Origin of the sequence: Myxococcus sp. RHSTA-1-4, assembly GCF_020037125.1 — a bacterium.
Taxonomy (GTDB): Bacteria; Myxococcota; Myxococcia; order Myxococcales; family Myxococcaceae; genus Myxococcus.
The window spans coordinates 171,107-190,073 of the sequence record NZ_JAIQDG010000001.1 but is presented as its reverse complement, the minus strand read 5'-3'; the positions used below and the strand labels follow the sequence as shown (position 1 = coordinate 190,073).

The following is an 18,967-nucleotide window of genomic DNA, read 5'->3' as shown; positions in this document are numbered from 1 at the left end:
CGGTCAGCTTGGAACGGGAGGTCCGTGATGTGGGGCAACGCCTTACGAAGGCAGCTTGGGGCCGCGGTGCTCGTGGTGGGCGCCGCATGGAGCGGCATGGCGTGTAACGAGAAGGGCGCTGCGCCGCCGGGTTCGGGGACGGCGGTGGCGGCCGCGCCGGCGAAGGGCGGTGAGGCGCTCTCGCCCGCCGTGCTCAAGGAGGCGGAGGAGGTCTTCAACTCGCGCTGCGCGGTGTGTCACGGGCCTCGGGGCGCGGGAGACGGAGCGGCCTCCGCGGGCCTCACGCCGCCGCCGCGCAACTTCCAGGACACGTCCTGGCAGACGGCGGTGAGTGACGAGCACATCGAGAAAATCATCGCGTACGGCGGAGGCGCGGTCGGCCGCAGCCCGGCGATGCCACCCAACCCGGACCTGGCGGACAAGCCCGTGGTGCGCGGGCTGCGCGAGCACATCCGAGGGCTCGCGGCGAAGTAGCCGCGGGCACGTGAGCGGGAGCGAGGGCACGGCCATGAAGAGCGGGAGAGCGAAGTGGATGTGCGGAGCCGCGGTGCTGCTGGCACTGGGCTGCAATGGCTCCAACGGCGGCGGCGCGAGCCCGCCGGGCACGGCGTCCGCGAGCCTGGGGAGCGGCGGGCTGCGGGACATGATGGAGAAGCGCGGGCTGTCCGAGGCGGACGTGGTGGCCGCGCTCAAGACGTACACGCCCACGGGCAAGCACGACGAGTACTACCTCTTCGCCTCGGGCGGGCACGGGGGCAACCTCATCGTCATGGGGGTGCCGAGCATGCGCATCCTCAAGTACATCGGCGTCTTCACGCCCGAGCCCTGGCAGGGCTACGGCTATGGAGACCAGACCAACGCGCTGCTGAAGCAGGGCAGCCGCGACGGGAAGATGCTCACCTGGGGGGACATGCACCACCCGGCGCTCTCCGAGACGAAGGGCGACTACGACGGTGAGTACATCTTCGTCAACGACAAGGCCAACCCGCGCATCGCCGTGGTGTCCCTGAAGGACTTCACCACCACGCAGATTGTCGCCAGCGAGCTCATCGAGAGCGAGCACGGCGCCACGTTCGTCACCCCCGACACCGAGTACGTCATCGAGACGAGCCAGTACCCCACGCCGCTGGGGGGCCGGTTCGCGGACGTGAAGCAGTTCAACGACGAGTACCGGGGCGCGGTCATCTTCTGGAAGTTCGACCGCGCGAAGGGCCGCATCGTCCCCGAGGAGTCGTGGGCCATGGAGCTGCCGCCGTACATGCAGGACCTGGCGGACGCGGGGAAGCTGGCCAGCGACGGCTACATCTTCATCAACTCCATCAACACCGAGCGCGCGTACGGCGGCAACCTGGAGGGCAACCCGCCGCTGGAGTCCGGCGTATCCCAGAACGACATGGACTACCTCCACGTCATCCCCTGGCGGAAGGCGGAGGCGGTGGTGAAGGCCGGCAAGACGGAGACGGTGGCCGGCATGCGCGTGATTCCCCTGGAGACGGCGGTGGCGGAGGGGCTGCTCTACTTCGTGCCCGAGCCCAAGAGCCCGCACGGCGTGGACGTCACCCCGGACGGCAAGGACATCATCGTCGGCGGCAAGCTGGACACACACGCCACCGTCTTCAGCATCGACAAGATAAAGGCCCTCATCTCCGCCGGGACGGTGGCGGGGAAGGACCCGTACGGCGTGCCCATCCTCCCGTTCCAGGACGCCATCCGCGGCCAGTGTGAAATCGGCCTGGGGCCCCTGCACACGCAGTTCGACAACGAGGGCTACGCGTACACGTCCGTCTTCATCGAGTCGAAGGTCGCGAAGTGGTCGCTCAAGGACCTGAAGCTCGTGGACAAGCTGCCCACGCACTACAACATCGGCCACCTGGCGGCGGCCGAGGGAGACACCGTCTCGCCCGACGGGAAGTTCCTGGTGGCGATGAACAAGTGGGCCATCGACCGCTTCGCGCCGGTGGGCCCGCTGCTGCCGCAGAACTTCCAGCTCGTGGACACCACCGGGCAGAAGATGCAGCTCCTCTACGACAGCCCCATTCCCCTGGGCGAGCCTCACTACGCGCAGATGATCAAGGCCGACAAAATCAAGGCCGTCGACATCTACAAGCCCGCCGGGACGAATGCCCTGACCCACCAGAAGGACGAGCACGCGGTGGAGGGGGGCAAGGAGCGCATCGTGCGCGCGGCGGACGGTGTCCACGTCTACATGACGGCGGTGCGCAGCCACTTCACGCCCGACATCGTCCGCGTGAAGGAGGGGGACACGGTCCACCTGCACATCACCAACATCGAGCAGGCGAAGGACGCCACGCACGGCTTCACCATCGGCTCGCAGAACATCCACCTGAGCCTGGAGCCGGGCAAACACGCCAACGTCACCTTCGTGGCCGACAGGCCGGGCGTGTACCCCATGTACTGCACGGAGTTCTGCTCGGCGCTGCACCTCGAGATGGCGGGTTACTTCCTCGTTGAGCCGAAGTGACCCTCCCGGCGCCCGGGACGAACCACCCCCCGTCCCGGGCGCCAACTTCTTCCCACACCCCACGCCATGGCCTTCCTTCCCCACATTCCCGCCGGTGCCGTCCTCGCGGTTGGACTCACCCTCGCCGGCTGTGCCCGGCCCGCTCCCGCGAGAGGGGAGCGTCAGGGCACCGTCCTCGCGACGCCCGCGCGCCCCACCGGGTGCCGGCCGGTGGAGGCGGGCACCGCCGTGCAGCCCCTGCTCGACACGGCGCGAGCGGGGGATGCGCTCTGCCTCGCGCCGGGCACGTATCCGGGCCCGCTGCGCCTTCCCCCGCACGTCACCCTGTGGGGGCCGCGCGGGGCGGTGGTGCGCTCCTCCGGCGAGGGCACCACGGTGCGCGTGGAGGGGGAGGGCGCGCGGCTGCTCGGGCTCACCGTGGACGGCAGCGGCGGCCGGTTCGACACGCTGGACGCCGCCGTCCACGTGCGCGGGCACGGCGCGTTGGTGGAGGGCGTCACGGTGCGCAACGCGGTGTTCGGCATCCTGGTGGAGCGGACGGAAGGCGTCACCGTGCGAGGCAACCACGTCGTGGGCTCGGGCGGGGCGGCCCTGGGCATGCGCGGGGATGCCATCCGGCTGTGGGAGACGAAGCACTCCCGCGTCGAGGACAACCTCGTGGAGGCCGGGCGCGACGTGGTGGTCTGGTACTCCAGCCACAATGCCGTGCGCCGCAACACCGTCACCGGCGGCCGGTACGGCACCCACTTCATGTACAGCCACGACAACGTGGTGGAGGACAACCGCTACGCCGGAAACGAGGTGGGCATCTTCGTCATGTACAGCCGCGGCATCGCCCTGCGGCGCAACGTCCTCGCGGGGGCCACGGGCGCGGCCGGCATCGGCCTGGGCCTGAAGGAGAGCGGCAACGTCACCGCGGTGGACAACCTCCTGGTCCACAACACGGTGGGCCTCTACCTGGACACGTCGCCGCTGCAGGAGGGCGACACCAACCTCTTCGAGGGCAACCACTTCCGCCTGGGTGACGTGGGCGTGGTGTTCCACAGCAGCGAGCGGCGCAACACCTTCAGCGCCAACAGCTTCCGGGACAACCACGCGCAGGTGCAGGTGGAGGGCGGCGGCGACGCGCTGGCGGTGGAGTGGCGCGGAAACGACTTCGACGACTACGCGGGCTACGACCTGGACGCCGACGGCGTGGGGGACGTGCCCTACGAGCTGCGCAGCCTGTCCGGCGACCTGGTGGCCCGCTACCCGGACCTCGCCTTCTTCCGGGGCTCGCCCACGCTGTCGCTGGTGCGTGCCGCGGGCGAGTTGCTGCCCCTCTTCTCGCCGAAGCCGGTGATGCGGGACGCGGCGCCGCGCATGGCGCCTCTCGAATTGGAGCCGGGTCATGCGGATTGAGCTGAGAGCGGTGCGCAAGCGCTTCGGCGCGGCGGAGGTGCTCAAGGGCATCGACCTGTCGGTGCCGGCCGGGCGGCGCGTGGCCCTCATCGGACCCAACGGCAGCGGGAAGTCCACCCTGTTGCGCTCGCTGCTGGGACTGGTGGAGTGCGAGGGCGAGGTGCGGCTCGACGGACGCTCGCCCTTCGACGACCGCCGCGAGGTGGCCCGCCGGCTGGCCTACGTGCCGCAGGTGGCGCCGCAGCTCGGTGCCTCGGTGGAGGACGTGGTGTCCCTGGTGGCGCGGACGCGGGAGCTGGCCCCCGCGGCCATCGTCCGCCTCGCCGAGCGGCTGGACCTGGACGTGGAGGCGCTGCGGGGCCGTCCCTTCCGCGCGCTGTCGGGGGGCATGAAGCAGAAGCTCCTCATCGCCCTCGCGCTCGCGGCGGACGCCAGCCTGCTGGTGATGGACGAGCCCACGGCCAGCCTCGACGCGAGGGCGCGTGAGCGCTTCTTCGCGCTGTGCGACGAGCTGGCTCCGGGCAGGACGCTCGTCCTGTGCTCACACCGGCTGGAGGAGCTGCGGCACCTGGCCGGCCACGTGGTGTCGCTCGAGGAAGGACGCGTCACGTACGACGGGCCCGCGGGCGACTTCCTCGGGGGGCGGGGGCTGGCGGTGGTGGAGGTGGCCACCACGTCCCTGGAGGCCGCGGGCTGGCTCCAGGCGCGCGGCTTCCGCACGGGCCTGCGCGGCTGGTGGGTGCGCACCCTGTCGCAGGCGGAGAAGCGGGAGCTGGTCCCCGAGCTGGCGCGCGAGCTGGGGCCCCGGATGAGCGACCTGCTGGTGCGTGATTTGGAGACGGTGGAGGTGCCCCATGGCGGCAACTAGGAGCCCGTGGCGGTGGCTGGCGCGCGGGGCGGTGGTGTTGGGGGCCGGGGGCGGGCTGGGGCTCGCGCTCGCCTGGACGGAGCGGCTGCCCGAGGGGCCGGTGCCCGTGGCGTGGGACCGCGAGGCCTGCGCGCACTGCCGGATGCACGTGGGCGAGCCGGCCTTCGCGGCCCAGCTCCAGCTCGCGGACGGACGGGTGCTGAACTTCGACGACCCGGGGTGCCTGCTGCGCTACGAGGCGGAGGCCCGGCCGGCGGTGCACGCGGCCTGGTTCCGCCACGTGCGGGAGGACCGGTGGATTCCGGGCGCGCGGGTGGCCTTCGTGCAGGTGAGCCCCACGCCCATGGGTTACGGGGTGGGCGCGGTGGAGGCGGGGGCGCCGGGGGCTCGTGCTCCCGCCGAGGTGCTGGCTGGAATGACCGGCATGCGGGAAGGGCGGGAGGGCACGCCATGACTTCACTCGCGCGAGAGGTGGCCTCGGTGGCCCGGCTGGACCTGGCGGAGGTGCTGCGCTCGCGGTGGATGGTGTTCTGCGGCGCGGTGTACGCGCTGCTGGCCGGGGCCTTCGTGCTGGTGGGACTGAGGGAGTCGTCGCTCCTGGGCTTCTCCGGCATGGGGCGGGTGCTGCTGTCCTTCTGTCACGCGCTGGTGCTGTTGCTGCCGCTGCTGGCGCTCACCGCGACGGGGCAGGTGGTGAACCGGGCACGCGAGGACGGCACGCTGGAGCTCCTCTTCAGCCTGCCCGTGCGCCGTGGGGCCTTCTTCATCGCGGTGAGCGCGGTGCGCTACGCGGCGCTGGTGGTGCCGCTGGTGGTGCTGATGCTGGGCATGGCCGTGCTGGGCCGGCTCGCCTTCGGGCAGGAGGTGCCTTGGGGCTTCCTGTTGAGGGCGGTGGCGGTGAGCGCCGCGCTGCTGCTGGCCTTCGTGGGGCTGGGCATCGCGGTGAGCACGCTGGTGCGAAGTCAGGCGCGGGCGATGATATGGCTGCTCACGCTGTGGGCCCTGGGCGTGGCGCTCATCGACTTCGGGCTGGTGGGGCTGATGCTCCAGTGGCGGCTGGACCCCCGGACGGTGTTCCTGCTGGCCGCCCTCAACCCGGTGCAGGCGGCGCGCATGGCGCTGCTGTCGGGCGTGACGCCGGACCTGGCGGTGCTCGGGCCGGTGGGCTTCTTCCTCGCCCACCGCCTGGGCGGCGCGGGGCTCTTCGCGGTGGGGACGCTCTGGCCCGTGGCGGTGGGGCTCGGGGCCTGGGCCCATGCGCTGCGCCGCTTCCAGCGGAGTGACCTCGTATGACCCGTGGTGAGGAGAACGCGATGCGACAACCTCTCAGGAAGTTCTACGCCTTCCTCGACCAGCCGCTCTTCCCCCGGGCCCGGGTGGCGCTCGCGCTGCTCGTCGTCCCGCTGCTGCTCACCTTCACGGCGCCGCTGTGGAGAATCGACCTGAGCGCCCCGCAGTACCCGGATGGGCTCTTCATGGACATCTGGTCCTACAAGCTGGAGGGCGGCGGGGACGGGCAGCACATCCAGGAAATCAACACCCTCAACCACTACATCGGCATGCGCCCCATCGACCGCGCGGCGCTGTCAGACCTGGACTGGCTTCCCTTCGCGGTGGGGGGCCTGGTGCTGCTGGCGCTGCGCGTGGCGGCGCTCGGCAACGTGCGCTCGCTGATGGACCTGGCCGTCCTCACCGCCTACGTGTCCCTCTTCGGGCTGGGGCGCTTCGCCTACAAGCTCTACGTCTTCGGACATGAGTTGTCGCCGACGGCGCCCGTGAAGGTGGAGCCCTTCATGCCCGTGCTGCTGGGGACGAAGCAGATCGCCAACTTCACCACGGCCAGCTACCCGCTCCTGGGCAGCCTGTACCTGGGCCTCTTCGCCACGGGCGTGGTGGCCCTCACGGCGTGGCACCTGATGGCGGGGAGGCAGCGCGCGGTACGCCAGGATGCGTCCCTGCTGTTCCTCCAGGCATGAGCACGGGTTCTCCACGCTGTGCGCCGGGCTGGCGGTCGGCGGAGCCGCCGGGGTTGCGGCGCCGCGAGCCTCCGGCGAAGGTGCGGCGTGGTTCCCCCATGAGCCCGCCCTTCTCCGACTTCGCCAGCCTGGCCGCACTCCACCGCGAATTGGAGGAGCTGTTCCTCCAGCACCAGGACGCGCTGCTCGACCTCGAGCTGCCGCTGGCGGCGGAGCGGCTCGACCGCTTCGAGGCGGCGCAGCGCCTCCACCTGGAGGCGGAGGAGGCGCTCCTGCTCCCTGTCTTCTCGCGGGCGGAGCGCATCCGCGGCGCCTCCCCGGACCTCTTCACCAGTGAGCATCAGCGGCTGCTGGAGTTCCTCGCGCGCTTCCGCTCGGAGCTCGCCTCACTCCAGCCGGGCTCCACGGGGCTCCGTCGCGGAGTGCTGCGGCTGCTGGACGCGGAGACCACGTTCAAGCACCTCTCCCACCACCACGAACTGCGGGAGGAGACGTACCTCTTCCCCACGCTCGACCGCGTGACGGACGAGGCGGAGCGGCGCGAGCTGCTCGCGGCGTTCCTCGCGCGGGTGAAGCGATAGGGCCGCTGGCTACGCGCCCGCCCCGGGGCTGGGCCGGGGCGCGGCGCCCATGCGGGAGACCACCTGGGCGGCCCACACGGGGCTGATGGGCGACACGTCCGTCTGGAGCTCGGCGGGGAGCTGTCCCTGGCCGTCGAGCGCCGCGGTGACCTCGGGCAGCGCGCGCCACGGCGTCTGCGGCTTCAGGTGGTGGGCCTGGTGGTAGCCGGCGTTGAAGAACCAGCGATTGTAGAAGCGCGAGGTGGACGTCACCGCGAGCCGCGAGCGCTCCCGCGCGTCCGAGCCCAGGTGCGCCGCGAGGTTGAGGTAGTGGATGCAGGCCTGGGTGACGATGAGCGTGCCCAGCAGCGACAGGCCGAGCGACGGCTGCCAGAGCGTCAGCGCCAGCAGCGTGCCGTCCACCACGGCGAAGTCGAGGAGCAGCTCCACCTTCTGCCCGCGCGTCTTGCACGCGCTCCACACCTTGACGACGGTGTCGAAGGGCCAGAGCCACGGGGTGAGGGCCCAGCGCACGCAGTAGCGCAGCGCCCCCTCGCCCGGGTGGCGCCGTCCCCAGTCACCCTCGCCGTCGTTGTAGCGGTGGTGGTTGAAGTGGTGGAGGTAGTAGCCGCGGTACGCGAAGCCACACGCCAGCCCCAGCGTGCGGGACACCAGCCACTTGAGCGCCTTCGGCTTCGCGATGGGCACATGCATGTGGTTGTGGAGCACGGCGTAGTTCCAGAACATCACCGCCCAGCCGAGCGCCATGGCCCCCACGCGCGCCGGCACGGACGCACCGCCCCAGAGCACGACGGTGGCTACCAGCCACGCGGCCCATAGCGCGTGCACCGCGAGACTCGGGAGGTCCAGCCTCGGGTCCACCCGCGAGGCATTCGTGTCGGTCCTGGTCATGGATGGGCTCCTGCCTGCCCGGAGAGAAGCCCGCCGACTGTAGCAACCAGGCGGGTCCTCGCGAATGCACCCCAGGGCTTTCACTGGCTGCCAGACATTGACTCTTCGCGTCGTCGTTGCGTCTCGAACGGGTGCCTGCATGGGCAGGCAATCAGGCGCGGCTGAGTGACCCATGTCGGGTGAAGAACACCCCAGGCCGCACCAGCCAGTGGTGCGCTCGCCCGGAGTGCGGCGGCACCGCGTGGGGCCGTCCGGCGCGCGGAGAGCAGCCCGCGCCGTTGCGTTCGCCAGGAGCCCGCTTGCGCGCCCGTCGGCGCCCCGAGCCGTGACACCCGCTCGGAGCGCATGCAGCGGACCCGCAGCGACTTCAGTCCTGCTCCGCGACAGTACCCGGGCGGCCCGTCGCGTCGGGGCATTTCGCCGCGCCGCTCACAGCTTTCCGCGCACCACGACAATCCGGTGCCCCAGCTTCTCCGCGACTTCTTGAACGAAGCGCTCTGACAGCGGCGGCCAGTTCCAGAACTTGAATCCCAGCTTGCCGAAGCCCCATGGGAATCTTCCGCTCCATTCCGTCAATCGCTCAGGCTGCCGACATTCAGGGCAGGCGAACATCACGCCGTCATCACCCTCGTACCAGGCGTCCACTGCCTCGGTCCACTCGTCCTCGGGCTCTACTTGTGCCCCGCAGGCCCGGCATGTCAGCTCACCACCGATGGTGAAGAAGACGGTCCGTCCCACGTCGATTGCGAGGCCATTCGTCGCCAGGCCCAGGAATGCGCTGGAGTCGGGCGTCTTCAACGCTTCCGTGTGAGCGGCCCCCGGCCGATGGCCTGGGCTCCCCAACGCGGAGTCCGTCAGCTCGGGCTCGATGATGCGCCGCGCGACAAGCCACTCGCGCACCTGCCCCGCGAGGCGCGGCGCGTCCTCCGCGGACACGTCCTTGTCGACGATGATCTGAAAGGAGTCTCCCATCCCGTGCAACGTATTGGCTCCAGCAGGACCGCACAACCCTGCAAGTCGTCAGCACGGTGTTCACGCGGCGGGCCAGGAAAGCTGTCGTCGTCTTGAGACCGGGCCACTTGCCCCACCACATGTCGCGCCCGCGCTGCTGCCTTCCATGCACGCGGGCATTCGCACCGGGGCACGGGCCAGCGGGCCTGGAGCACAGCCACGGCAAGCCCGCGAAGGGGACAGGGGCCCGGCCGGTAATGCTCGCCTGGAGCACGGCGGATGACCGGAGTGAGAGGTCGGCCCATGCCGTGGGACGCACGAAGAGCGGGCAGACCGCCTCGCATCGCGTGGCGCCTCCCTCTCCTGCTTCCGTCAGGGCTGTGGCCACTCATCCCAGATGAACCGGGCCGCGTCCGTGGTCCGGAGCACCACGGCCCCGGGTTTGGACCCCTCACTCTTCTCCCAGCCGTAGTCGTATCGGTTGCCAGGGACGATGCAGACGGGAACCTCGCGCGGCAACAGGTCGCCGGTGCCAGCCCTGGCTCCGTCCGGAGGAAACACCGTGGTGTACCGGCCAACCACCCTCTCTCCCTCCGTCCAGATGTACCCCTCGACCTGCCACCCCTCCTTGAAGTCGCCCACGTCCTCCATGAATCGGCCCACGTATCTCCCGGTGCGGTACACGCCCCGCCCGCTGCTCGTCCCGGGCTGGTTCACGTCGGGCGCCAGGTCGAAGCCGAGGTCATGGTCCGCCCCCATCTTGGCCATCCACTCCCGAGCTTCCTGGGGGCAACGCTCCCGCTCCGGCTGCACCTGGGCCGCCGGGCAACCCAACTGCATCTTGGCTGCCAGTCCGAGTCCGGCGCACTTGGCCAGGAACTCGGGAGTGAAGGTGGGGCGGGGAGCGGGCTTGGACTGCTTCGGGGCGGGCGGACGCGGAGGCGGCTTGGGAACACTCACGGTGGGAGCTTCCTTCTTTGCAGGGGCCACGGGGGCCGACGACGGTACTTCACCAGCGGGCGGCGCAGCGGGGAAAGGAGGTGGCGCGTCGGGCGCTCGCGCGGGAGGACCGCCAGCGGGCACCAAGAGGCCGGGCGCGGACGCTTCACGCGGCGTGGGTGCGTCACGCAGCCATGCGAGTGTCGCGGCGGCCCCCACCACCACCGCGCCCGCCGCCGCTACCGCACGCTGCCTCCGGGCCCTCGCTCGTGCGCCCTCATCCTCCGGGGGTGCGCTTGGCGCCGGTATAGCGGGCGCGAAGACCGGCGCCTCCCATTCCTCACCTCCGTTGTCGGCCATGGCTTCCAGCCCGCTGCGCAGGGATTCCAGCGTGGGCAGCCGCTTCGCGGTGTCGTGCTCCACCGCCCGGCTCACCAGGGCGCTGAGGGCTTCGGGGACGCGCGGGTTCACCGCCCGGGGCGCGGGAGGTGGGCCCATGGCGGGGCTGTTGATGGTGATGCGCCGCGCGGCGCGCTGCTCCGGCTCCTTCGCTGCTTCCGCGTCCGTCAGCGCGTCGTACAGACACACCGCGAGCGCGTATTGGTCATCCTTCGCTTGGAAGGGGTAGCGCGCGCTGAAGTCCAGCCGGTGGTCGTTCCAGAAAGTCACGGCCTCGGGTGCGCGGAAGCGGTTGGTGCCCGGGGGCAGGGGCCCCTCGGTCAAATCCCGCGCGTTGGCGAAGTCGCCCGCGCCGAAGTCCACGATGAAGGGCTCCCCGTCGTCCTTGCGGATGAGGACGTTGGACAGGGAGATGTCCCGGTGGAATACGCCCTGGCGGTGCATGTAGTCCAGCGCGTCCGCCAGCTTCATGAACACGCGCGCCACCTGCTTGAAGGTGGGCCGTGTCTTCTCCAGCCACTCGGCCAGCGTCCAGCCGTCCACGTAGTCCAGCACGAGGTAGGAGTAATCCCCAATCAGGTCGGGGAAGCGGCCCCAGGCCCGGGCGCGGATGATGTTGGGGTGCTCCAGATGGATGAGGCAGCCCAGTTCCCGCGTCATGCGCTGGCTGGTCTTCGCGGCGTCGTCGCTGACCTCCCGGTGCCGGGCCAGCTTGAGGGCGAATTGCCGGCCGCGCCGCTTCACCAGCAGCACCAACCCGTTCGCGCCCTCCCCGAGCGCCTTGACGACACGGAACGAGTCAATGCGTGCGCCGGGTTTGAGGAAGCCGAAGGGTTGCGCCGCAGTCATGGTTCGTCCTTCTTCGGTGCGGGCCGGTCCGCATCTTGCACCTTCACGCCCCTGACGGACAGGTGCCGGGTGCCTTCCGCCTCCCGCGCTTCCACCCGGAAGACTTCCCCGGGGCGCCGGGGCGGGCGCGCGAATTCAAGCGCGACCGTTCCCTCCGTGCCCGGCGCCGGCGCCTCGGGCTCCAGGGCCACCATTCGCGCCGGGAAACGCTCCCGGGTGGATTCGCTCACCAGCCACGCCGCGCCGGGCCGCCACACCGGCTGCCCCGGCGGGTTTCGCAGCCGCACGGACACCACCACCCACGTCGCCGCGAGGTGGCGCCGCTCCGTGTCGCACGCCAACCCGCCCTCGAGGATGGCCGGCTCGCACCTCGGCCGGTCCACCTGGACACCTTTCTCGAGCTGGCCCGAAAGCACCAGGGCGGCCGGGCTGGTGGCCCTGCCGCGCTCGCGCAGGGCGGCCAGTTCCGCCTGACATGTGGCATTGCGCGCTTCCAATTCGGCCACTTGCGCGCGCAGCCATTCCGGGGCGCGTGCGTCCCGGTAGGCCGTGACCTGCGCGTCCACCTCCGCCGCGTCCGCGCGCAGCGAGAGGACGGGCTCCAGGGGGAGGCAGGCGTCCGCGAAGCGCACGCGCAACGCCACCGCTTCGCCCAGCTCGGTCCCGGGAGTCAGCGTGATGGACCTCGCGCCCACGTCGAGCACTCTCACATGCCCCGAGTCGCCCAGCTCCACCGTCCCCGGGTTGATGTCCGCGTCGAAGTTGAGCGTGGTGGGGATGCCGGGAGCCACGCGCACGTCAACGGGCGCTCCGGTCAGCGGGACACGGCGCACACGTACCGTGCGCTCGGAAGGCGGCTGCGCCGCCGCAGTCCACGCCACGAGGGATAGCAGCGCCAGACCCAGCCCGGGAAGTTGTGACACTCGGGGATGACCTCCTGTGTTGGACCGTACCAGACGGCGCCCGCCACGAGCGTGCTTCCGCCGCACCCGGAGCGGCGGCCCTGTTCAACTCACGCGCGCCGCTTGTTGGGGTGGTACGTGCGGCAGCCGGAGTCCCATGGGTCGTTCGTCCCTGTGCGCCATGGCGCCTCGTGTCGCCAAGCGATTCAAGCCAGCGTGACTTCATGCGGTGAGCATGTGCACTTCACGTAAAGGCGCTTTGCAAAACCCACCATCAAGGTAGGCCATGGGGCTTCTTGCAGTCTTGTTGCAACAGGCTCGGCATCTGACCTTGAACGTCCTTCATTCGCGACCCAACCCCGCGCTACCTTTTCCGTCATTGTCACGCGGTGCCCCGCTCCCGCGCGCAAGGTGGAGGCTTCCCGAATGGTGTTCTCGCGCCCCCCGGCGTTCCCGCCGGGCAATGTCCTTTTTCGCCGTGATGGCATCGCCTACGAGCTGGTTCAAGACCTGGGGCCGGGCAGCCATGGCGAGCGCATCGTCCTGGCCCTGAAACGTGACAGGAGCGGGAAGGACCTGGGCCGGGTCATTGTCAAGACGCTGGCGCTCCCGGTTCTCACCCGCGCCACGCAGGAGGCGCGGAAGCGGCTCGAGGAGGAAGTGCAGTTGGCCACCTTCCTCCAGCATCCGAATATCGCCCGCGTCCACGGACTGCACGAGGTCAGAGGGGCCCTGCACGTCATCATGGAGGCCGTCAGCGGTCGCTCCCTGGAAAGTCTTCTCACCCTGGCGCATGGGCGCGGGCGCTACTTCTCGGAATCCTTCATGCTCCATGTGGGCGCGCAGGTGGCGAGCGCGCTGGCCCACGCGCATGGCCGCCGAGACACGAAGGGCCAGCCGCTGCACATCGTCCACCGGGCCATCGACCCCACCCGCATCCGCGTGAAGCTCAGCGGCAAGGCGAAGCTGATGGACTTCGGGTTGGCCTCCGCGCACCTTCCGGGGCGGCGCACCGTGCGCGTGCCGCGTCCCAGAGGGGACGCCTATTACACGTCCCCGGAAGCACTGCTGGGAGAGCCCGAGGACGCGCGCTCCGACTTGTTCGTGTTGGGGTTGGTGCTGCTGGAGTTCGCCACCGGCCGCCACCTGCTCAATCCACCGGACCTGCTACCGCGCGAGGTGTGGGCGCGCCTTCCGGAAGCGGAACGGGAGCGACTTGGGCATGCCATCGGGCGGGCGCAAGATGTCTGGGCAGAACCCGACATGGGCGAAATCGTGCTGCGGGCCGCCACCTTCACGCCCGCGGACGTGGCCAAGGCAGCCGAGAACCTGTCCGAGCCGGTGCGGGCCCTCTTTCTCAAGCTGCTACGTCGCAACCCCGCAGAGCGCTTCGCTTCCGCAGCGGAAGCGGAGGACCGGATGCGCAAGCTGCTGCACGAGCGCGACGATTACGGCCACGCAAGAGCGGCGGCGGAGCTGCAAGCGGCGCTGGAGGAAGCCGGAGAAGCGTTGGCCGCCGAGGAGTACGGCGCGCGGCGTGTCCTGCATCCGGACGACATTTCCACCGAGCCTTCCCCCGGAAGCTGTGAGGCGTAACGGCGCCCTCAAAGGCCCCCGGGAAGCAGCGGGCGTGAGGCTCCAACCCCGGCGCCCGCCGCGACCGCGGTAGCACCGTCCGCCCGTCACGCCCTGGCCGGGCCCGCGCCGTAGGCGGCAGCGCGCGAGCTGGAAGGGGGCAACGCCCCCGCCCTCGGTGCCTTGGCGTCGGACCGGCGGGGGAGCATCCGTCCTCTTCTCCCTGCTCGGGGGCTTGCCCAGGGGACGTGTATGCGCATGAAGCGTTGTGGGGCCGTGCTGCTGGGGTTGCCATTCTTGCTGCAACCGGGCCGAGCAGCGGCGAGCGTGCTGCTCCAGGACGGGAGTACGAGTGGACCGGTCGAGACCGCGCCGTCTGGCGCCGCGACGCCCCTGCTTGTCTCTGCGCCCACTCCCCGGTGGGGCCACTTGATGCGACTGGAGGCCAGCACGCTGGCACTGCTGCCCCGGCGGGGCTCGGGCGAAGACGCCGGGTACTTGCAGGTGGCGCCCCTGCTGGTGGTGGAGCGGGACGAGGACTTCGGTGTCAACGTGGGCGCGCCGCTGCGCTTGCGGCTGTGGGGCGGTAACGGCGGCTGGGTGCGGCGGGAGGACTGGGACAGCCTCTCGGACTTCGGGCAGGTGGTGCGTGCTCTCAAGCTGGGCTCCGACCACGCGCCGCTGGGCGTCTGGGTGGGTGCATTGGAGCGCTACAGCCTCCTCTCCGCGCACCTGGTGCGCCGCTACTCCAACCGGATGAATCCCGATTACCACCCGGCGGGCGCCTTCCTCACCGGCTGGGCGGCACCCTTCTATGTGGAAGCCTTCACCTCGGACGTGCTGGGCGCGCGCCTCATGGGCGCCGAGGTGGAGGTGGACGTGGAGCACGCCCTTTTCGGCCGACCCCGCCAACGCCAGCGCTACACGGTTTCCCTCTCCGCCGTTTGGCCTGGGGCTGGACGATGCGCGCTGAGGCCCTGCTGTTGGGTGTGGTGCTCCTGGCCACTGGATGCGCTTCGCTGCACGCGCCTTCACTCCCTGCTGGAACGCTGATTCTGCACCAGCGCGCCGCCTCGCCGGGGCTGGCGGAGAATGGACACCCCGCGCCCGCTTCATCACAGGCCAGCGCGGTGACAGGTGAAAAGGCGCGCAGCCGCCACCGAAGGGCCTCCCGCCTGCCCAGCACGGTGGTGCTCACCTTCCGTGCGGAGGAGCGGACACGGCGCGCGGTGGAGCTGGGCCTGCTGGACATGGACGCCTTCGAGGCGTTGCTGGTGCGCGCGGGCCTGGAGGACACGGAAGCACTGCCGCCGCGAGACGAGCCCCTGACGCCCGGGGATGCGGGGCGGCTGCTGGCGCAACGCCCGGTGACGCTGGGCACCTTCCCGCCGCGCATGGCCGCCGGGCACCTCTTGCGAGAGGTGCTGGAGGGCGGCGCGGCCTCACGCGGGGAACTCCTGCGCCGGGTGGAGCGCTTCTCGCTGGTGGCCGTGCTGCGCCCGGATGGCTGCCTTGCCTGGACGCGCAGCGGGCGCACCCAGCAGCAGCGCGTCGGACCGGTGGAGTGGAAGGAGGGCGCCCTGCGCGCCGGCCCCTTCGAGATGGGTCGCTTCTACTCCGGCCAGGGCGGGGCCTTCCGCCTGCTGGATGACGGGCTGCGGGAATCTGACGGGCGCTTGTTGGCGGAGGTCTACGATGACGCGGACGTCATCAGCCGCACGCTGGACGGTGCCGAGGAGGCATTCGTGGGGCTGGCCGTGGGCCAGCTTCTCACCACGCACCCTGCTGACACCTGGGCCGCGTTGCGCCAGTTGCCCTCGGGACTGGCCGCCCTGGTGGCCTCCTCGCCCGAGTACCTGGAGCGCTTCCGGTACATGACGGAGGGCGAGCAGGTGAGGGAAGTCTCCCGCCTGCTGACAAACCTCATTGCTACCTGGGGCGCCGCTTCGGCCACCACGCGCACGCTGACGGGGGCCCTGGCGGGCGCGGAGGCCACCGTGCCGGTGCTGTCACTCTCGGCGGAAGGCGCACTGGTGCTGGAGCGCGTCGCGGTGCCCGTGGGCCGGGCGGCGGCGGTGCTGGGCGGCGGGCCGGGAGCCGCCGTCATTCTCCACCGCGCCAACACGGCAACCCAGGGCTCCGCGCCCTCCAACGGCCCGGGCCAGTGGGGACCGGCGAAGGAATCCTTGAAGCCACGTGCCCGGCGCTACCAGGAGCAGATTTCGGGGCACCCGGCCGATGAAGCCTACTGGGTTGGAGGCATGAGCACGCAGGCCGGCGGTGTGAAGTTCGACGGCTTCAAGGACGGCGTCCTACTGAAGGCCAAGGGCCCCGGCTATGCGAAGTTCTTTGACGGCTTGGAACCCAAGAGGTGGTTCCAGAACTCGGGAGCCAAGGCGCTCATTGAACAGGCGAGGCGGCAGTCCGAGAGGGTTCGGGGCATGGGGCTCCGCATCGAGTGGCATGTGGCCGAAGCCGATGCAGCGAAGGCGATTGAGAAGCTCTTGACAGGAGCCAGGTTGGGGGAATTCAAGGTCGTCCACACCCCCGCGAAATAAGGAGCGCACGGCGTGAGTTCCAAGCCCTACCCGGAAACCTACTACGCGGGTGCTTATTGGGGGCCGCGCAAGGAGTCGGCTGAGGAATGCGCCCAGCGCACGGCGCACTTTCTCACCCTGTTGGCTCCGGCCGACCCCTTCCTGGCTCAGTGGTACAAGCCCACCAGGTCCCAGAAGGATGCGCGCAAGCACTCGCTCATGCCGCCCGACCTGCCCACTCTCACCGAACTGTTCCGACGCGGCGTCAACCGCGAGAAGGGAGGGCCCGTCTTTGAAGACTTGGGTTTCACCTTCTGGTTCGACAACGGCGGGCCCGATAGGGATCGTGCGGCCCTGCGAATCACCTGTGGTGATTACGCGGGCAGCAGCCCGAATCACTGCGTATTGACCCTGCCCTGGGGCGGGCCGAACGCGGACCGGGTACTCACCGCGACCGTACTGGCCCATGTGGTGCGCGGCATGGCCCTGGCCTGGGAGCCTGATTGGGCCATGGCGACGTCACGCGATCACCGGGACCTGCTTTCAGGGGAGGGCGATACCGGCACATTCGTAGGCTGGGTGACGTACCTGTCGCGGCGGCGGGGGGTGGTGCCTCCTCTACCCGCGCCCGCGCGCATCGAGCCCGTAGAGGAGCGGGGGACGCTGGTGGTCCTCACCCCCGAACGCATCACAGCGAGCAACCCCGCGCACGTGGCGCTGGGCAAGCGGGTTCACGAGCTACTGGACCGCGCGGGACTCATGCAGCCTGTCATCCCTGGCTGACAGAGGGCCCCAGCCCCCCGGGTCTGGGGAGGTCCGTGGTTCTGAATACCCAGCAAGCGGGCAGGGGACCCGTGGGCTCCCCGCTCCTGCGGTCCGGCACGTGACGCATGCTGTCCTGCCCGGAATCCGTCGCGGGCGCGGCGGTGGCCGGAGGGGCCCACGACGTTGCGTTTCAATGTGTCATGGCTGTGCCTGGGCCTGCTGCTGGTGGCATGCGGGCAGGGGGACGCGCCGTGTGATGCCGCGTGTGTGAAGGACGATGACGCCTGTCGCGAGCGGGTCTGTGCCGGCGCCACGAACGAGCTGATGCGCGCCGCGCTCGACTGCTCCTCGCTGCCCGAAGGCGGCCGGTGTCTGGGCACGCGCGTGGTGGAGCGGTGCGTGCTCGACGTGCTCCTGCGCGAGGACTGCGGCGTGGGGGAGTCGTGCGTGGAGGAGGACGGTGCGGCGCGCTGCGTGGAGGGCGCGGCCTGCGTGGACGGCGTCACGCGCTGCTCGGGCTCGCTCCTGGAGGTGTGCACGGATGGACGCTGGCGTCCGCGCGAGTGCGAGGCGGGCTGCGTGGAGGAAGGGCAACGCGGCTGGTGTGGCGGGCCGGGGACGACGTTGAGCGGCAGCGTGCGCTACGCGCGCCGCGGGCCCGATGCCGCGTACCAGGGCTGGACGCCGGAGGCGGAGCTGGTGCCGGCGAGGGGCTTCCTCGTCGCCTCCTTCCGGGGCGAGTGGCTGCTGGACCTGGGCGTGACGGACGCCGACGGGCGGTTCACGGTGCGCGTGCCGGCCAGGAGGGAGGACGAGGACCGCATCGTGGTCTACGCGGCCGGACGAGGGAGCACCGGCGCGGTGGAGTACGCGGTGGCGGACCCCGCGCTGTCCGGCGCTCAGCGCGTGCCGGCGGTGCCCGGCGCGTCGGCGCGCATCTGGAGCTGGTCCCGCTCCCGGCGGTCGCTGGCCGAGCGGCCGGTGTTCACCATCCACGAGTCGGAGGGCTCGGGCGCCGCGGCCGTCTTCGATGCGCTGCGCCTGGCGTGGCACCGCTCGCGGGAGCGCTACGGGCGCACCGGCCTGCCGGTGGTGGCGTGGCTCGGCTTCGGCACCACGTGGTCCTGTGGCGCCTGCTTCTCCGCGGCGCCGGTGACGGCGGCGGGGCGGAAGTGGGCGGCGCAGGTGTGGCTGCCCGGTGACGCCGACGCGGCGTGGTGGTCCGAGGCCATGGTGCTGCACGAGCTGGGGCACTGGGTGATGGCCAGCCATGGCACCAGCCCGGAGGAGGGCGGCCCGCACTTCATCGGTGTGCCGACCTTCCCCGGACAGGCGTGGAGCGAGGGCTGGGCCACGTGGTTCAGCGCGGACGCGCGGAGCAGCTCGCGGTACTACGACCGGCAGGGCGGGACGATGTTCTGGATGGACCTGGAGTCGCGCGTGCCCGCGGTGGGCACGTGGACGCGCCCCAAGCCCTGGGACGGGCTGCTCCAGCGCATCGAGGAGAGCGAGGTGTCCGCCATCCTCTACAAGCTCGGCCGGGGCACGCTGTCCCGGCAGCCGCTGTACGAGGCGCTCGCCGCGCCGGCGATGAAGGCCTCACCGTGGGCCCGCGGCTACCTGCGGCACCGGTGGCGGCTGGAGGACGGCAAGGTGGTGGACGTGCGGCAGACGGAGGACCCCGCGCCGTGTCTCGCGGACTTCCTGGACGCGTTGATGTGCGGGGGCTTTCCCCGCTCGGTGATGGACGCGGCCACCGAGCCCGCCGTGGCGTACCCGTATCCCAGCCATGAGCCCCTGTGCCGGTGAGTGCCCGATGCCCGGGATGAAGCCGCGCTCCTCGTGGGAGGT

General features: G+C 70.8%; 17 protein-coding genes. 13 read left to right on the top strand and 4 right to left on the bottom strand.

Features of this window, described 5'->3' with window-relative positions; translation table 11 throughout:
* Window positions 1–27 precede the first annotated feature (27 nt).
* The 8 genes from K8638_RS00765 to K8638_RS00730 all read left to right on the top strand — a co-directional run bounded on the left by K8638_RS00765 (window position 28) and on the right by K8638_RS00730 (window position 7,308).
* Window positions 28–474: a c-type cytochrome gene (locus tag K8638_RS00765; protein WP_223752424.1), complete on the top strand. Its 447-nt coding sequence runs from the start codon at window positions 28–30 to the stop codon at window positions 472–474.
* 34 nt (window positions 475–508) lie between these two features.
* Window positions 509–2,482 carry a Sec-dependent nitrous-oxide reductase gene (gene nosZ, locus K8638_RS00760; RefSeq protein WP_223752423.1) on the top strand — a complete coding sequence of 658 codons (1,974 nt, stop codon included), beginning with the start codon at window positions 509–511 and terminating at the stop codon, window positions 2,480–2,482.
* A 66-nt stretch (window positions 2,483–2,548) separates the two neighbouring features.
* Window positions 2,549–3,883: a nitrous oxide reductase family maturation protein NosD gene (nosD, locus tag K8638_RS00755; RefSeq protein ID WP_223752422.1), complete on the top strand. Its 1,335-nt coding sequence runs from the start codon at window positions 2,549–2,551 to the stop codon at window positions 3,881–3,883.
* Window positions 3,873–4,751 carry an ATP-binding cassette domain-containing protein gene (locus K8638_RS00750; protein ID WP_223752421.1) on the top strand — a complete coding sequence of 293 codons (879 nt, stop codon included), beginning with the start codon at window positions 3,873–3,875 and terminating at the stop codon, window positions 4,749–4,751. Before nosD ends, K8638_RS00750 begins: the two co-directional genes overlap by 11 nt.
* Window positions 4,738–5,205, top strand: coding sequence for a hypothetical protein (locus K8638_RS00745; RefSeq protein WP_223752420.1), 468 nt, complete (start codon window positions 4,738–4,740; stop codon window positions 5,203–5,205). The genes K8638_RS00750 and K8638_RS00745 overlap by 14 nt, the downstream gene beginning before the upstream one ends.
* On the top strand, window positions 5,202–6,044 hold the full coding sequence (locus K8638_RS00740; protein ID WP_223752419.1) for an ABC transporter permease: 843 nt from the start codon (window positions 5,202–5,204) through the stop codon (window positions 6,042–6,044). Before K8638_RS00745 ends, K8638_RS00740 begins: the two co-directional genes overlap by 4 nt.
* 20 nt (window positions 6,045–6,064) lie before the next feature.
* Window positions 6,065–6,727 (top strand): hypothetical protein, encoded by a 663-nt coding sequence (locus K8638_RS00735; protein WP_223752418.1) that lies wholly within the window; start codon window positions 6,065–6,067, stop codon window positions 6,725–6,727.
* 98 nt (window positions 6,728–6,825) lie between these two features.
* On the top strand, window positions 6,826–7,308 hold the full coding sequence (locus tag K8638_RS00730) for a hypothetical protein (RefSeq protein WP_223752417.1): 483 nt from the start codon (window positions 6,826–6,828) through the stop codon (window positions 7,306–7,308).
* 9 nt (window positions 7,309–7,317) lie between these two features.
* Here K8638_RS00730 and K8638_RS00725 read toward each other — a convergent pair whose 3' ends face one another.
* The 4 genes from K8638_RS00725 to K8638_RS00710 form a co-directional block, all read right to left on the bottom strand.
* On the bottom strand, window positions 7,318–8,199 hold the full coding sequence (locus K8638_RS00725; protein WP_223752416.1) for a fatty acid desaturase: 882 nt from the start codon (window positions 8,197–8,199) through the stop codon (window positions 7,318–7,320).
* 429 nt (window positions 8,200–8,628) lie between these two features.
* Complete coding sequence (locus tag K8638_RS00720; protein ID WP_223752415.1) at window positions 8,629–9,171, bottom strand: hypothetical protein; 543 nt, start codon at window positions 9,169–9,171, stop codon at window positions 8,629–8,631.
* A 351-nt stretch (window positions 9,172–9,522) separates the two neighbouring features.
* Window positions 9,523–11,337, bottom strand: coding sequence for a serine/threonine-protein kinase (locus tag K8638_RS00715; protein ID WP_223752414.1), 1,815 nt, complete (start codon window positions 11,335–11,337; stop codon window positions 9,523–9,525).
* On the bottom strand, window positions 11,334–12,260 hold the full coding sequence (locus K8638_RS00710; protein ID WP_223752413.1) for a DUF2381 family protein: 927 nt from the start codon (window positions 12,258–12,260) through the stop codon (window positions 11,334–11,336). The genes K8638_RS00715 and K8638_RS00710 overlap by 4 nt, the downstream gene beginning before the upstream one ends.
* 405 nt (window positions 12,261–12,665) lie before the next feature.
* On the opposite strand from K8638_RS00710, the gene K8638_RS00705 reads away from it, so the two are divergent.
* The 5 genes from K8638_RS00705 (at window position 12,666) to K8638_RS00685 (ending at window position 18,925) form a co-directional block, all read left to right on the top strand.
* Window positions 12,666–13,835: a protein kinase gene (locus K8638_RS00705; RefSeq protein ID WP_223752412.1), complete on the top strand. Its 1,170-nt coding sequence runs from the start codon at window positions 12,666–12,668 to the stop codon at window positions 13,833–13,835.
* 408 nt (window positions 13,836–14,243) lie between these two features.
* Window positions 14,244–14,867, top strand: coding sequence for a hypothetical protein (locus K8638_RS00700; protein ID WP_370643890.1), 624 nt, complete (start codon window positions 14,244–14,246; stop codon window positions 14,865–14,867).
* A complete protein-coding gene (locus K8638_RS00695; RefSeq protein WP_223752411.1) occupies window positions 14,777–16,372 on the top strand; it encodes a Tox-REase-5 domain-containing protein in 1,596 nt (531 codons plus the stop codon). Before K8638_RS00700 ends, K8638_RS00695 begins: the two co-directional genes overlap by 91 nt.
* Before the next feature lie 12 nt (window positions 16,373–16,384).
* A complete protein-coding gene (locus K8638_RS45075) occupies window positions 16,385–17,134 on the top strand; it encodes an immunity 52 family protein (RefSeq protein ID WP_223752410.1) in 750 nt (249 codons plus the stop codon).
* Window positions 17,135–17,299: 165 nt separating this feature from the next.
* Window positions 17,300–18,925: a hypothetical protein gene (locus K8638_RS00685; protein ID WP_223752409.1), complete on the top strand. Its 1,626-nt coding sequence runs from the start codon at window positions 17,300–17,302 to the stop codon at window positions 18,923–18,925.
* Window positions 18,926–18,967 lie beyond the last annotated feature (42 nt).

Bases quoted from the DNA above. Each gene is read 5' to 3' on its own strand.
- K8638_RS00765 (WP_223752424.1), top strand. From the start codon at position 28: ATGTGGGGCAACGCCTTACGAAGGCAGCTTGGGGCCGCGGTGCTCGTG.
- nosZ (WP_223752423.1), top strand. From the start codon at position 509: ATGAAGAGCGGGAGAGCGAAGTGGATGTGCGGAGCCGCGGTGCTGCTG.
- nosD (WP_223752422.1), top strand. From the start codon at position 2,549: ATGGCCTTCCTTCCCCACATTCCCGCCGGTGCCGTCCTCGCGGTTGGA.
- K8638_RS00750 (WP_223752421.1), top strand. From the start codon at position 3,873: ATGCGGATTGAGCTGAGAGCGGTGCGCAAGCGCTTCGGCGCGGCGGAG.
- K8638_RS00745 (WP_223752420.1), top strand. From the start codon at position 4,738: ATGGCGGCAACTAGGAGCCCGTGGCGGTGGCTGGCGCGCGGGGCGGTG.
- K8638_RS00740 (WP_223752419.1), top strand. From the start codon at position 5,202: ATGACTTCACTCGCGCGAGAGGTGGCCTCGGTGGCCCGGCTGGACCTG.
- K8638_RS00735 (WP_223752418.1), top strand. From the start codon at position 6,065: ATGCGACAACCTCTCAGGAAGTTCTACGCCTTCCTCGACCAGCCGCTC.
- K8638_RS00730 (WP_223752417.1), top strand. From the start codon at position 6,826: ATGAGCCCGCCCTTCTCCGACTTCGCCAGCCTGGCCGCACTCCACCGC.
- K8638_RS00725 (WP_223752416.1), bottom strand. From the start codon at position 8,199: ATGACCAGGACCGACACGAATGCCTCGCGGGTGGACCCGAGGCTGGAC.
- K8638_RS00720 (WP_223752415.1), bottom strand. From the start codon at position 9,171: ATGGGAGACTCCTTTCAGATCATCGTCGACAAGGACGTGTCCGCGGAG.
- K8638_RS00715 (WP_223752414.1), bottom strand. From the start codon at position 11,337: ATGACTGCGGCGCAACCCTTCGGCTTCCTCAAACCCGGCGCACGCATT.
- K8638_RS00705 (WP_223752412.1), top strand. From the start codon at position 12,666: ATGGTGTTCTCGCGCCCCCCGGCGTTCCCGCCGGGCAATGTCCTTTTT.
- K8638_RS00695 (WP_223752411.1), top strand. From the start codon at position 14,777: ATGCGCGCTGAGGCCCTGCTGTTGGGTGTGGTGCTCCTGGCCACTGGA.